The 14,601-nt window shown below is 44.9% G+C and carries 13 protein-coding genes; 9 read left to right on the top strand and 4 right to left on the bottom strand.

What is annotated here, in order from left to right; genetic code table 11:
* Window positions 1–409: 409 nt before the first annotated feature.
* Together AC1DLI_RS07460 and AC1DLI_RS07455 are read right to left on the bottom strand one after the other, a co-directional pair.
* Window positions 410–1,132, bottom strand: coding sequence for an amino acid ABC transporter ATP-binding protein (locus tag AC1DLI_RS07460; protein WP_308998029.1), 723 nt, complete (start codon window positions 1,130–1,132; stop codon window positions 410–412).
* Window positions 1,125–2,546 carry an ABC transporter substrate-binding protein/permease gene (locus tag AC1DLI_RS07455; RefSeq protein WP_477601192.1) on the bottom strand — a complete coding sequence of 474 codons (1,422 nt, stop codon included), beginning with the start codon at window positions 2,544–2,546 and terminating at the stop codon, window positions 1,125–1,127. Before AC1DLI_RS07455 ends, AC1DLI_RS07460 begins: the two co-directional genes overlap by 8 nt.
* 387 nt (window positions 2,547–2,933) lie before the next feature.
* On the opposite strand from AC1DLI_RS07455, the gene AC1DLI_RS07450 reads away from it, so the two are divergent.
* The 9 genes from AC1DLI_RS07450 (at window position 2,934) to AC1DLI_RS07410 (ending at window position 12,709) form a co-directional block, all read left to right on the top strand.
* Window positions 2,934–3,257 (top strand): hypothetical protein, encoded by a 324-nt coding sequence (locus AC1DLI_RS07450; RefSeq protein ID WP_477601068.1) that lies wholly within the window; start codon window positions 2,934–2,936, stop codon window positions 3,255–3,257.
* Window positions 3,227–4,051 carry a membrane protein insertase YidC gene (gene yidC, locus AC1DLI_RS07445; protein ID WP_477601066.1) on the top strand — a complete coding sequence of 275 codons (825 nt, stop codon included), beginning with the start codon at window positions 3,227–3,229 and terminating at the stop codon, window positions 4,049–4,051. Before AC1DLI_RS07450 ends, yidC begins: the two co-directional genes overlap by 31 nt.
* Before the next feature lie 18 nt (window positions 4,052–4,069).
* The gene (locus AC1DLI_RS07440) at window positions 4,070–4,894 is read left to right on the top strand and encodes a sugar phosphate isomerase/epimerase family protein (protein ID WP_477601064.1); all 825 of its coding nucleotides are present in this window, start codon (window positions 4,070–4,072) and stop codon (window positions 4,892–4,894) included.
* Between the two features lie 204 nt (window positions 4,895–5,098).
* Window positions 5,099–6,853 carry a sensor histidine kinase gene (locus AC1DLI_RS07435; RefSeq protein ID WP_477601062.1) on the top strand — a complete coding sequence of 585 codons (1,755 nt, stop codon included), beginning with the start codon at window positions 5,099–5,101 and terminating at the stop codon, window positions 6,851–6,853.
* 31 nt (window positions 6,854–6,884) lie between these two features.
* Window positions 6,885–8,459 (top strand): response regulator, encoded by a 1,575-nt coding sequence (locus AC1DLI_RS07430; RefSeq protein ID WP_477601060.1) that lies wholly within the window; start codon window positions 6,885–6,887, stop codon window positions 8,457–8,459.
* 164 nt (window positions 8,460–8,623) lie between these two features.
* On the top strand, window positions 8,624–9,544 hold the full coding sequence (locus AC1DLI_RS07425) for an ABC transporter permease (RefSeq protein ID WP_364152094.1): 921 nt from the start codon (window positions 8,624–8,626) through the stop codon (window positions 9,542–9,544).
* A 16-nt stretch (window positions 9,545–9,560) separates the two neighbouring features.
* Window positions 9,561–10,478: a carbohydrate ABC transporter permease gene (locus tag AC1DLI_RS07420; protein ID WP_477601057.1), complete on the top strand. Its 918-nt coding sequence runs from the start codon at window positions 9,561–9,563 to the stop codon at window positions 10,476–10,478.
* A 47-nt stretch (window positions 10,479–10,525) separates the two neighbouring features.
* Window positions 10,526–12,082 (top strand): ABC transporter substrate-binding protein, encoded by a 1,557-nt coding sequence (locus AC1DLI_RS07415; protein WP_477601055.1) that lies wholly within the window; start codon window positions 10,526–10,528, stop codon window positions 12,080–12,082.
* 306 nt (window positions 12,083–12,388) lie between these two features.
* Window positions 12,389–12,709 (top strand): hypothetical protein, encoded by a 321-nt coding sequence (locus AC1DLI_RS07410; RefSeq protein WP_477601053.1) that lies wholly within the window; start codon window positions 12,389–12,391, stop codon window positions 12,707–12,709.
* A 301-nt stretch (window positions 12,710–13,010) separates the two neighbouring features.
* On the opposite strand, the gene AC1DLI_RS07405 is transcribed toward AC1DLI_RS07410, so the two are convergent.
* Together AC1DLI_RS07405 and AC1DLI_RS07400 are read right to left on the bottom strand one after the other, a co-directional pair.
* On the bottom strand, window positions 13,011–13,670 hold the full coding sequence (locus AC1DLI_RS07405; protein WP_477601051.1) for a hypothetical protein: 660 nt from the start codon (window positions 13,668–13,670) through the stop codon (window positions 13,011–13,013).
* Between the two features lie 25 nt (window positions 13,671–13,695).
* Window positions 13,696–14,295 (bottom strand): matrixin family metalloprotease, encoded by a 600-nt coding sequence (locus AC1DLI_RS07400; protein ID WP_477601049.1) that lies wholly within the window; start codon window positions 14,293–14,295, stop codon window positions 13,696–13,698.
* Window positions 14,296–14,601: the final 306 nt, after the last annotated feature.

Raw genomic sequence — 14,601 nt, 5'->3', positions numbered from 1 at the left:
GTGTTAGGCTGCTCCCTTGCAGCAGAGAGCTAGCTTTCGGTACTTCGGTTCATTCACTCACATGTGGATGTAAGAAGCCGCTGCGTACGCTGTACTTTATACAGCGAAAAAGACGAATAAAGGCCAGGCGATGAGCTGCAATGTACTTTGTACAACCTAGCAAGCGTTTGGATGCGCAAAGAGCGGCGAGTAAGCTGGATTCCCTCAAATTCGAGTGTATAAAATACAATGTAGAATCTACCGTCAGGCTAAAATTAAGCTTTCTGCTGCAGAAGCTGCATTGTACGACGAAAGGTTGGTGCTGGGATTGCTACTCGAGAGTGGAGTGACCAGCTGGATAGATCGCCAACAAGCCACCCCTTAGCAGTTGAGGCTAATGCCAATCCTGCCGGCCCCGCTCTTTCTTGTCCTAAAGCACTTGCTCCAGAAACCGGGCTGCACGCTCGCTTTGCGGCTTCGTGAAAAATTGCTCGGGCTCCGTACGCTCAACAAGCTTGCCGTCGTCGAGGAAATAAATCGTATCCGCGGCTTCGCGGGCAAATTTCATCTCATGCGTGACGATCAGCATGGTCATGCCGCTGTCAGCCAAACTACGGATAACGGTGAGCACTTCCTTGACCATCTCAGGATCAAGCGCCGAAGTCGGCTCATCGAACAGCATAATGTCGGGCTCCATCGCAAGGCTGCGGGCGATGGCCACGCGCTGCTTCTGCCCGCCTGACAAGCGAGAAGGATAGCTGTCCGCTTTGTCTGCAAGACCAACGCGGGCGAGCAGCTCCTTTGCTTTGGAACGAGCGGCATCGACCGATAGTCCTTTAACCTGAATGGGCGCAAACGTGATATTATCGATTACGGTCATATGCGGAAAAAGATGAAAATGCTGAAACACCATGCCGATCCGCTGGCGTACGCGCGCGATATCGGTTTTGGGATCGGTAATAGGCGTACCTTCGATGGTAATCGTGCCGGAGGTCGGTGTCTCCAGCATATTGATGCAGCGAAGAAAGGTGGACTTGCCTGAGCCGGAAGGCCCGATAAGCGCGACGACCTCTCCTCGTTCTACTGTCGTTGTGATGCCCTTCAGTACTTGGTTTTTGCCGAAGGCTTTTGTTAAGTCGGTTATATTAATCACTGCGGCGCAGCCTCCTTTCAAGCATACGGGCAAACGAGGTTAAGATGAGCACGAGCACGTAATAAATAGCGGCTATAAATAATAAAACTTCGATGGACCGGAAGGTGTCCGAGCGGACAACGTCTGCGCGGCGCATCAAATCAGATACCCCAATGACCGATACAAGCGACGATTCCTTGAGCAAAGCAACACATTCATTCACGAGCGCCGGCAAAATCGTACGGAGCGCCTGCGGGAAAATAATGCGAATCATCATCTTCCGATATGGAACGCCGAGCGCAATGGCCGCTTCCCGTTGGCCCTTGTCGACAGCCATGATGCCGCCGCGAATCGTCTCGGACAAATAAGCGGCGGAGTTGAGACCAAACGCCAGCCCGGCCGCCATTAGCGCAGGAATATCATAGTTGAACAGCTGCGGGGTCGCGTAATAAATAATGGTGAGCTGGACCAGCAGCGGCGTACCCCGGAATACGGATGTATAGGCGGTTGCGAACCACTCTAGCGGCTTGATGCCGGAAATTTTGAACAGCGACAAAATGGTTCCCCACACCAGTCCGAACAAGGCGGAGACGAGCGTGAAGAGAAGTGTGACATAAACGCCTTTCAAAATGTAAGGGATATAGCCATTGAGCGTACTAAAATCGATATTTAAGCCAAGCAGCGAACGGGACTCGTTCTCCTCCTCGGCAAACCATTGTTGGACGATTTCATCAAGCTTTCCGTTGTCCTTCATTTCTGCGAGGACTCCGTTAAACTCAGCTACGATGGAGGATTGCTTGGGAAAGGCAATCGCATAACCGTTGTCCGCGGACTCGGCAGGCAGGAAGTTCATCACCAGCTCTGGATTAGAGCTCGTCATTTCCACCGCCACGGCATCTTCAACAATGGCTGCATCGATGCGGCCGGAGTTCAGCTCCTGAATAAGATCAGGGATTTTATTGAGCTTCTTAAGAACGGCGCCTTCGATCGTGGCAGCATAAAGATCCTGGGTGGAGCCAAGCTGAGTTCCGACCCTTTTCCCTGAAAGCGATGCTTCCGTCTCGAGCGGCGCGCCTTTCTTGGATACGATGGTATTGCGTGCTGCGTAATAGGTGTCGGAAAAATCAATGCTCTGCTTCCGCTCATCTGTAGCGGACATTGCGGACATTACGAAGTCAACGCGGCCTGTCTGGAGCGCAGCGATAAGCCCATTGAAATCCATGTTCGCGATTTCCAGTTCATAACCGAGCTGGCTGGTGATATACTTGGCTACATCGATATCTAAGCCGACGATCTCGCCGCTGCCCTTGGCATCTACGCTTTCGTAGGGCGGGTAATCGGCGGACGTACCCATGACGAGCTTCTTTTTCTGGCCAGAAGCAGGGGCATTAGCCGCGCTTTCTGCGCTTACGGAATAAGAGCTTTGTTTTCCCATCGGAAAGGCTTGTCCAAGTGCAACAAGCAGAACCGTAAAGGTAATGAGCGATAGGTAAATGATTTTGAGTCTTTTTCGATTCATGTTGTCCTCTTTCCTTAAGTTGATCTCTAGACTATGGATAGGTTGCAGCGTAATATAGTTGTCTGTATCTGCAACTTAAAAATTATATGGTGTTCACTGTTCATTTGTAAATAACCAAGAAGAACGGATTTGTAACATTTTCGTGATTTCAGCTGTCGTAATTGGTTCAGATTTACTGTTATAATATCCAGATAGAATGAAATCTATTTTGCATCGGAATCCATTCCGGGTGAAACGGTTATTTGAGCAAGTCGTATAGGAAGAAACGAGTTAATGACGAGTTAATGAAAGGGGGTGAATACATTGTTCGAGTTTGAACTGCATGACGTCATACCGTATCTCATTTCCATCAGCCTTCTTTGTTCCTTAGCTTTTGCCTATGCTTCGCATTTGCACTCGGGGGCATACGAATACTGGGAGCGGGACCAAGTTGTAAAGATTTTGTTTATTTCTATGCCTCAGGTGCTGATTCGCACCGTGCCGCTGCATCATTGGCTGGCGAGAAAGGTAAAGCGGAAGGAATCGCCCGATGACGATATAGCAGATTGCGACGCCTCGTTTGTTGCGCTATTTTCAAACAAACGAGGAGGATTTTTATGCAAACGAACAATGTATTCCCTTCATTAAAATATGGACGACTATTCATAATCGGCATGATGCTGACAGGCTTGCTTTTGGTAAGCGGCTGCAGCACGGCCAGCGGTACGATCGATGGGGATACACCCGGTTTATTCAATCATTATATTATTTATCCGCTTTCCGCAACGCTTCAATATTTAGCGGATATGTTTGGCGGTAACTACGGTTTTGCGATAATTGGCATTACGCTCATTATTCGGCTTGTGCTGTTTCCGCTCATGATGCGTCAATACCGTTCCCAAAATCAAATGAAAACAAAGATGGCGGCACTTCAGCCAGAGCTTAAACAGCTTCAAGAAAAATACAAGAATAAATCGGATGCAGCTTCCAAGCAGAAGCTTCAGCAGGAAACGATGCAGCTGTACCAGAAGCATCAAGTGAATCCGCTTGCTATTGGCTGTTTGCCGATGCTCATCCAAATGCCGATACTGATGGGCTTATACTCGGCCATCAAGCTGACACCGGAGCTGGCGGACCATTCCTTCCTTTGGTTTAAGCTTGGCTCGCCGGATATCGTGCTTCCGATTGTCGCTGCGATCGTTTATTTTGTACAGTTCAAGGTATCGCAAACCACACAGCCGAACGCAAATGCGGCACAACAAAAGCAGCTTGCTTTCATGGGTTATTTGTCCCCGATTCTAATGGGCGTTTTCGCTCTTTCGGCACCTGCCGCTATCTCGTTGTACTGGGTAACAGGCGGTGTATTCATGATTGCGCAATCCTATCTAGCCAAAAAAATGTACGCGCCTAAGGTGGAGGTCGCACTGGAGGGCAGTGTCTAATATGAAGGAGACGATCAGATGTCAGTCGGTGTTCTTGCCCATTTATTCGGAAGCCTGCCTTACCGAGAACTTGCGCCAAAAGTAGCGGGGAGCGGCTTTAGCCATGTGCAGCTCGCTTTGTGGAAGGCCATCAGCGATGTCAATTTCAGCAAGCCGGGCAACCTAAGCCCGGGACTGGCGAATGCGATCGGCGAACAATTCGATAAGCATGGCGTTTCGATTTCAGTGCTCGGCTGCTACGTTCATTTGTTTGAACGGGACGAGGAGCTGCGTCGGGCTAACGTGAACCGCTTTAAAGAGCTTCTGCGCTATGCGAGGTTTTTCGGGGCGCCTATGGTGGCAGCGGAAACCGGCCGTAATGAAGGCGGAGACTACACCGACCGAGACTGGTCCATAATGAAAGCGACGCTTGAGGAACTCACTGAGGAAGCAGAGAAATGGGGCGTCTTTGTCGGGCTGGAGGCAGCAAACGGGCATTTGGTCGGTACGGCTCCCGAGCTTGCGCGAATGCTGGAGGAGGTTCCTTCCTCCAATATCGGGGTTGTCATCGATCCCGGCAACCTGCTGACGGCTGCTAATTTTGCTAAGCAGGATCAGGTGATCGCAGAGGCATTCGAGCTGCTCGGCGACCGGATCATTGCGGCTCACGCGAAGGACCGTTATTTGCTTGAGAATGGCGAGCTGGGGACGACGACAGCAGGCCTCGGCGACATGAATTATGAGCTTTATATGAAGCTGCTCAATCAATACAAGCCGCATGTGCACATTATCATGGAGGAAGCGAAGGAGCATCAAATGGCGCAGTCGAAAGCGTATATTGATGCCATTCGTGGACGTGTGTAAAGCTTGAATTAAAAAAGCGGTTAAATAAGCACGTAAGAGATGATTCCTGTACTGAACAGGAGTCATCTTTTTTTGTACCCTTACGCTATACACTTTTTTCAAAGTGTCCAGTGTAAGGGGACCAGTTTATGTTAACCAATATACTTCGGCTTTTTAATCCTGTATATTTAATAAAAATAAATTTGCCCGGAGAGTGGAAGTCCCATGCGACGCTTCAGACTAGGAAGGCTCTATATCCCGTTTACCTACAAAATGATGATTCCTTACCTTCTGCTTGTTCTGCTGACTGACTTGCTCATTGGCTATATTTCGTACACGATGCTCATTCAGTCCCGAACAGAGATGGCGGAAACGAATATTCGGACAGCTATGAAGCAGACAAGCAATAATATCGAATATCAAATGGATGAAATCAACCGAATGTCGAGCACCTTGTTCACCAGCCTTACCTTTCAGAACGCGCTTCAGAATACGGGAGACCCTCTTGAGGTCATGCTCAAAATGAGAGATGACATCATTCCTCAAATGAAAGCGCCTCTTCAGCTGTACGGCAACAACATCCGTCTCGTCCTCTACACCGTGAATGAAAAAATGTACGAGGTTCAAGGCGACAATATGGAAAAGGAGATTACCAGAAGGGACTATTACGTCCTTCCTGCCAGCAGCATCCAAAACGCGGATTGGTTCAAATCGATTCAAGCCATGAATCAGGATAATCTGTGGCTTCAACTGGATACAGACAAGAAGCTGGATCATATTTCTCATTTCCGCAAGCTGGTTTCCTCCAGCGGCCTAGCGTCTGTGATTGGCTATATCCGCGTTACAGCAAGGTTCGACGAGCTTTTTGGCAACTTCGATACGTTTCCGATTGATCAAGGCATCAGCTTGCGGTTAGTCGATACGACGACAGGCGCAACCCTATACACAAGGGGCCGGGCAGACACGCATTCGAAACAAAGCAGCGAGCTCAGCATAACAGAACAAATTAGCGGCACACCTTTCATTATCGAATCACTGGTACCCCATGCTTATTTGAACAAAGATGCCAGCAGAATGCAAAAGGTGATCGGCACCGTTTGTACGATTAGCTTTTTGGTCATGGCTTTTATCGGCTTTATCGTTGCAAGGCTCTCCGGCAAAAAAATGAAGCGAATCGTCACGCTGGTCCGTTCCTTTCAGGAAGGAAACTTTCATAAACGGATCGTGTTCACAGGCAATGACGAATTTGTCCATATTGCCGATTCGTTTAACCAGATGKCCACCAGCATTCAGGAATTGATCAAAAATGAGTATGTGCAGGGCATTCAGAAGAAACAGGCCGAGCTTGATGTGCTTCAGGCACAGATCAGCCCTCATTTTTTATATAATACCTTGTCTACAATCGGCAGTCTTGCCAATCTCGGTGAGGTTCAGAAGGTCACGCAAATGGTTCAAGGCTTGTCCAAGTTCTACCGGCTCACCTTAAATGGCGGCAATGTCTATATCTCATTAGAGAAGGAGCTTGAACAGATTGAAGCCTACCTCGATATTCAGCGGGTCAAGTATGCAGACACGTTCAAGGTCTATTTCGATATCGAGCCCGACATTCTGCAAACGCCGATCATTAAGCTGATTTTGCAGCCATTTGTCGAGAATATATTCAAGCATTCGTGGTTCGGCAAATCCATTGCCATTCGAATTACCGGGAAACGGCTGGGCGACCATATTGAGCTAAAAGTCATCGATAACGGTATCGGTATGAGACCGGATACCCTTAAGAAAATGCAATCGAATACGCTGCAGCCGGACAACCAATCGGATAAATACGGACTCAAAAACGTAGAGGAGAGGATTAAGCTCCGGTACGGCAACGACTTCGGCATTCGCATCGGAAGCCACTACGGAGCAGGGACGACCGTGCAAATTATTCTTCCAATGGCTAATTCAGAAATAAAAGAAGATGGCGATATTAACGCCTGATCTCAGACAGCGATGAGAGGAGCAGAAGATTATGGAAGTGAGCATCTTACTGGTGGATGATGAATCCATTGATTTGGAATGGCTTCGGCGGCGTGTTGTGAGCAACAAGGCTGTGCAGCATCAGAATGTGAGAACTGCGGTAAGCGGCTTCGAAGCGCTTCAGCTTATGGAGCAGCACCGGGTTGATCTTATTCTCTCCGATATAAGAATGCCGATTATGTCCGGAATGGAATTCGCGCGTAAAGCGAAGGAGATCAACCCGCAGGTTCATATCGTTTTTATAAGCGGTCATCAGGACTTCAGCTATGCGAAAGAAGCGATTCAACTGAACGCTTCCGGCTATCTTCTTAAACCTGTGGAGGATCGTGAACTGCATGATATGCTGGATCTTATGTGCAACAAAATCGAGGAGGATTGGAAGCAGCGCTCTTCCCTTTCTGATACACTGAGCCTCGTGCATCAGGAGCTGCTGCTGCGGTGGTTTAAGGAGCCTACACCAGGACAGGTAGAGGCGCATCTTCACCGTTTTCTCGCTCCCATCCTCCAAAGTGGAGCTGCAGTCGCTATTATCGAAGTAGATGATTTGGCCTGGAAAATCAATCAAGTGGCGGAAGAGGAACGGCGTTTGTTAATCGCAAGCATCACCCACTTCATCCGAGAATTTGTGGCAGCGAAAAGCCTAGGAACATTGATGGCGAGCTATGACGACCATTTTGTGCTGCTGACAACGATTCAGGAAGAACATATAAAGGCAATACTAGAACAATTGATCGAAGCATTCTACAAAGAATTCTCCTACTCCATTACGATTGGCACGGGCATATATACGTCAGAGATCAATAAACTGCATGACTCCTATCGGCAAGCCCAAGCCGCGCTAAGCATCAAATGGGTGTTTGGCAAAAACAGGCTCATACAGGATGCTTCGGCTTGGTCTCCCAAGCAGGCAATGGCTTTGAATTTGGAGGAGACGGTTGACCGGATGCTGCAAGCGATGCTCGAATACGACCTAACTACGATCGACGATTGCTTGCTCAAGCTGTTTAATGGAGATCAGCCCCTAACTCAGAAAAGCGACATCTATGATCTCATCATTCGTATTACTTCCAAGCTTCATGCTGATCTTCAGCAAATGAACGAGCATTTGTATGAAATTTTGAAATGGGAATCGCATCAGCCCTTTATTCTGTTTCAATTTGAAACGGTGCATGATATTTTATCCTGGCTGCGAAGACGATTCTTCGAATTGTCTGAATTGCTGTATTTGAAGAAGCAGCGGCAGAAACGTAAGCTTATTGATGAAATTACAAGATTCGTGGAGCAAAGGCTCGACCAGAAGATCACGCTGAATGAGGTGGCTTCGCATTTCGACTTCACTCCCAACTACTTAGGGCAGCTCTTCAAGGCAGAAACGAATACGTTATTTACCGATTTTCTCATCGATTTGCGCATGAAGCGTGTATGTGAATTGTTGAAGGATCCGACTAGAAAGGTGTATGAGATCGCAGAGCTTGCCGGATACAAAAATATTGTGTATTTCAACCGGCAATTCAAGCTGTCCACGGGCATGTCGCCTGGAGAATATCGTAAGCAGCATAAAATTTAAAATAGGAATAAACAACTGCCCGGTCTGCTCAGGACCGGGCAGTTGCTTTGCTCTTATACAGCCAATCGTTGAATTAGTATTGGTTTTAGTTGATCAACCTAATTATGCAGCTCACTTCTATTTCTTATAATAAACGTAGACAAGAGATGAGAGAGGGAGCGCATATGAAACGACACGGATTTATAAATGATTTGAACAAATACCGCACGATTCTGCTGATGCTAACGCCCGCTGTTTTGTTTTTCCTGCTGTTTGCTTATGTGCCGATGGCAGGAATAATCATTGCGTTCAAGCATTATGATTATGCCGGCGGTATTTTTGGAAGCGCTTGGAATGGACTGGATAATTTTCGGTTTTTCTTTGAATCGGGGGACGCTTGGAGAATTACGAGAAATACGGCTCTCTATAATATTGCATTTATAATCGTAAATAATATCTTGCAAATTTTTACCGCGATTCTATTGTTTGAGGTTGGGGGCAAATGGTTCCGTAAAATTACGCAATCCATTCTGTTTCTCCCCTATTTCATTTCATGGGTCGTTGTAGGCGCAATTGCTTATAATTTATTGAATTTCGATATTGGTACCGTTAATTCCCTGCTTAGAGGAATCGGAATGGAGCCAATCGACATCTATAATACACCCGCTTATTGGCCATACATTTTGACGATTGTGTCCGCTTGGAAGATGCTTGGTTATGGTACGGTCATGTATCTGGCAGCCATTACGAGCATCGATACGGAAATGTATGAAGCAGCTGAGATCGACGGAGCGAATGTGTTCCAGCGTATCCTGAAAGTGACGATTCCAAACTTGTATCCAACCGTTATCATTCTAGTGCTGCTCGCGGTAGGCAATATTTTCAGAGGCGATTTCGGAATGTTCTACAATATGGTCGGCAACAATGGTGTTCTATTCTCATCCACCGACGTAATCGACACATTCGTATTCCGCTCACTGATTACCTCGAATGATATTGGTATGTCGGCCGCAGCGGGAGTTTTCCAATCCGTTCTTGGATTCACAGCCATCATGCTCGTGAACTACTCAGTTCGCAGGTATGACAAAGATCGGGCGTTATTCTAATGGGAGGTAATATGATATGAGTGGAACTGAGCTTGAAGTGAAACCAGTAAGACCACAACAACGGGATCGCCAATTGCTTTCCGTTATCGGCTATATTTCTTTAACTGTCCTGGCTGCTCTATGCATCCTGCCTTTTATTCTAATCTTATCTTCGTCATTGTCCGAAGAAAGTACGATTATTACAGAAGGGTATCAATTTTTCCCGAGTGCATTTTCATTCGAACCCTATAAAATTCTGTTTAAGTACCCTGAGCAAATTTTACGGGCATATTCGGTGACGCTGGCTGTTACCGCGATCGGAACCGTTATCGGATTATTTCTGACAGCGATGACCGCGTATTGCTTGTCCAGAAGAGATTTTAAATGGCGTAATCAATTTTCATTCTTCTTCTTCTTTACCACATTATTCAGCGGCGGCCTTGTGCCTTGGTACCTTTTGATGGTCAATTACCTGCACATGAAGGATACGATTCTGGCATTGATTATTCCGTTGCTGCTCAACGTTTTTTATATGATTGTTATGAAATCGTTTATGAGCAATATCCCAGAAGCGATTGTAGAATCGGCTAAAATAGACGGTGCAGGTGACTTTCTCATTTTCCTTCGTCTGATTCTTCCGCTCTCGAAGCCTGCACTCGCAACCATTGGATTATTTCTTGCTCTCGGTTATTGGAACGACTGGTACAACGCCTTGCTTTTTGTCTCAGATGAGAAGCTGATGCCGCTCCAATACTACCTATACAAAATGCTCGGCAATATGGATGGCATGCGCAAGGCGATGATGGGCTCAGGCGCAGTCGTTACAAACGTGCTGCCTACGGAAGGCTTGAAGATGGCGATGACCGTTGTCGCAAGCGGTCCGATCCTAGTCGCGTATCCGTTTATTCAGAAATACTTTGTTAAAGGCTTGACGATTGGCGCTGTTAAAGGATGATTCCAAGGAAACTTGGTTTATCGATAAATCATAAGGGGGATATTCAAATGGTTAAAAAGAAAAGTATAATTTTGCTCGCTATGATCATGGCAATGGTGATGATAATCAGTGCTTGCGGCAGCAAAAATAACGCACCTGCTGCTACCCAGACACCAGACGGTGGAGAGACAACTACGAACACTGAGAAAGGCGCAGCAGATACATCAGAGGCTGTTAAACTTAAAATGGTGTTTGTAGGACCTAAACCTGTTGATTATGACAGTGTTTTTGCAGCTATTAACGAAAAATTGAAAGCAAAAATCAATGTAACGCTTGAGGGTGAATTTCTGGATTGGTCAGATTGGGCACAGAAATATCCTTTGAAGCTTGCGGCTAACGAAGATTTCGACCTTATCTATACGGCCAACTGGGCTGGATATAATGATCAGGCGCTAAAAGGCGGCTTTCTTGAATTGACTGAAGAGATGCTAAAAACTTATACGCCTGAAACTTTTAAAGCAATGTCCGATGTTAACTGGGATCAAGCTAAAGTAAACGGCAAGCTGTATATGGTTCCTCAGAACCTTGGTGAATCCGTAGAGAAACTTATCCTATATCGTGAAGATTTGCGCAAAAAGTACAACCTGCCTGCAATCGATAGCCCGGAAACATTTGCAAACTATTTGAAAGCCGTAGCAGCTAACGAGAAAGGAATCACTCCATTCACGCCGGAAACTGGCGACTGGAAAATGCACAACCTAGACCGCATTATGTTGAAGCAACAAAATGATTGGAACCTGTTCGATTTAGACATTCCACTCGGCTTTAAAATAACGGATGAAACAGGACAGATCTTTAATGTTTATGAAACACCAGAGTTTAAAGAGCTGCTTCTTTATTACAAAGACCTTGCGGACAATAATGCTTGGTCCAAAAACGTACTGAACAACAAAAATGATCATCAGCAAGATTTCAGAGAAGGTAAAACTGCAGCTATTTCTCATAATATGGGTACGCTCGGCTCTCTCATGGCCTTAATGCGCCAAACCAATCAATACGAAGTTGCACTTGCTGACATTAACCCAAACAATAAGAAATCCCAAGCTGTTGCTACACAGAACGGGGTATCCGTACATGCTACATCGAAACATCCGGAACGTGCTCTTATGTTTATTGATTTGATGCAAAATGACAAAGAGCTGCATGACCTAATTAATATCGGTATTGAAGGCGTTCACTACACAGCTGTTGGTGATGATAAATTCCAATCAACAGACAAAAGCCCGAACTACACTGGCTTCTCCTTCTGGGGCTTTAACTCCCCTCTAAACCGTGATAATGAGTCATTCCCTGAGGAAGCGACTGCTATGCAAAACGGTTGGGATAGCAACGTGTACCACTACCCGCTTGAAACATTTGTTTTCGATAACAGTAAAGTCAAAACAGAAGTTGCCAATGTAAGTAATGTTATGCTTCGTTATGCGATTCCACTGGAGTATGGCGTGATCAAAGACGTAGAAAAAGGCCTTGAAGATTTGAACAAACAAGTCAAAGCAGCAGGTATCGAAAAGATTCAGAACGAACTGCAATCTCAAATCGATGCATTCTTTGCAGCGAAAAAATAAACAACATCTTTTCAAGCTCGATATTTCCTCAAATTAGGCTGTGATCGTCGATTTTCTTTCCGTGGAACAATTGTAAAAAAAGAACCGTGTTCGCATCGTTTGCGACCGGTCCTTTTTTTCATTTTCTTAGGATAGCTTCGAATTTCTCTGTTTTTCTTTTTTAAGGGTAAGGACTACTTCACAAAATGAGGGGTTTTGTACAGATATACTGCTTGGCGTTGAGCTTAATGGGCAGAAGAGCGTAATAACTATTTGTAACTTAATTGTTATTAGGTACGTCTAATTCTGATAAGGGAGGGGATTGACTTGAAAAAGTTTTCTATATTTACACTAACTGCATTACTAGTTATTGTATTAGTAGGATGTTCAAATAAAACAACAGAATATCCGAACGTTATTATTTTTAACAACACCCAATTTTTTTTATCAGTGGAAAAAGTCACTCTAGATAAGATAGGAAATCAAGTCGGTGCAGTGAAACGACAGGTTGATCAAATGCCACAAAAAAATGAAGAATCAAACTTTACACAAGTAGGAAGTAAAATATATGAGATCAAGGGGATAGATCCTAAAGAAGCAATTGCGGTTGAATTAGACGGAGAATACCAAAAAGCATCATCAAAGTAAAAGAGGATTACTATTACGCTAACGGGTAACTATAGCTTAACAAAAGATATGCATACAAAACAGCTGCATTTGTGACTGCATTCATAAACAAAACCTCTCCAGAGGCTAAAAAAGGCCCTATAAGCCATTTTCTTTTTATTGGTCGAAGTTTTTATCTTCGAGTACGAAGGGGAAATGGTAAAATAGGGCCTTTCTGCTTGTTTAATGCGTTTTGATATCTCCGTGGCATCATACTCACAAAATAAATGTCCGATACTTCATCTCGATTTAAACACACAATTTACGGAAATATACGCTAAGCTTATTTTCCGAATACTTTCTCGTTCTGTTGACGTATTTCTTCTTTGGACATTTTAGGTCTCGGATTTTTCTTTAAATCGTCCATGATCCCAGAAATTTCGCCTTTTGCTTCATGAAGGCTCAGCTTATCCCTTTTTTCGGAATCGACTTTGTTCACGAAAATTTTATCGCCAGATACCTCTTTATCTTTTATAAACTTGCCTTGCGACATACCTGTCAGAACGTAATAATTTTCTGCCGGATTGGCCAAGTCGCCGTCATCCTTAGATAAGAAGAGAATGACCTCTTCTTTAAGATCAAATTCAGGATAGCCTTCCGATTTAGAAATATAATTTCCAACCTTTCCTTTATCAATCCGGACCGTTACAGACTTCTCATTAAATAATTCGTTTTTGTAAACTTCCTCTACGTTCACTACGATATCGGTTTGGATGATATTGCGAACATCCTGTCCCTTCTCACCATTCGGATTGCTCCAGAAGCCTGGCTTGATTTCCGAGACGGTGCCGCGCAAAATGACATTTGCTTCGTCAACCAATGCTTTTTTATCTTTTAACGCAATTTCACCCGATGTTACGGTAACCACATTTTTAGGAACTGCATAGTAGATGCCAATTCCCGCCATGAACAAAACCAAAAAAGAAATTGCTATTTTTTTCAAGTGAAATTCACCCCCATTCCTATTATTAGTAAATAACGGATATACCGTCCTTATCATCCTGCTCGATGTCTCGTTTATGGGTCTCCCCTACGGAGGAACCCGAAATCATGGTCGCTCCTGTAACGTTTGAATGGTTTAAACCGAGTAGATGGCCTAATTCATGGGTAAAAACTTGACCGATGTCATATAAGTTCGCACTGCCATTTCCCCAAGGATGGGATATATTTACATCAATGTCCGCTTCCGACATTGCATTCTCAACGAATTTTCCGTTCATGATTGTTGTTGTAGTGGTCGCATACGTCTGCATAAGATATGTTTGCGTTCCCCGGGAGCCTTTGGTCACTTGATTTAGGTTATTATCGTTAGGATACGTAGTATTGCTGGTATTGGAGCCGATCGAAACCATATTACCTATTCCCGCATTATTCCATTGCGCAGACGCATTGATCATCGCCGTTTTGCTTGTCGCATCAAACGTACTGTAAGGATATACCGTTGTAGGGTACGGCGTAAATCCTCCGTAAAACCAAACATCATAAGCAAATGCAGAGCTTGCTCCCAGCATCAAGCCTATAATTCCGAACAAAGTGACAAGCAGGTTTTTCGTACTTCTTTTCTTCAAGCTTACACCTCCATTTTTTGAATCTATGACTTTCAGTCATAGATGGACCACATAATAGATAATACTAATAATTGGTTTATATAGCAATTAATAGTGTATTCTTGTTTTCCGAAATGGGCGTTACGCTTACATAATTGTTAAATATACAATCAGTTTCCGATCATCACGATAAGTCATCATATCAAGCAATCTATCTGTGATGCTAGTAATAATAAGGTCTGGTACATATGTCCTACAAGGTATCGAAGGCATCGAGACCGCCTGAAATTAACTCGGTTTTTTCATAATAATTAACGGTTTTTTGAA

This window comes from Paenibacillus sp. 01T443, from assembly GCF_056398325.1.
Note: the sequence above shows the minus strand (reverse complement) of the source record. Positions and strands in the feature narration are given on the sequence as shown.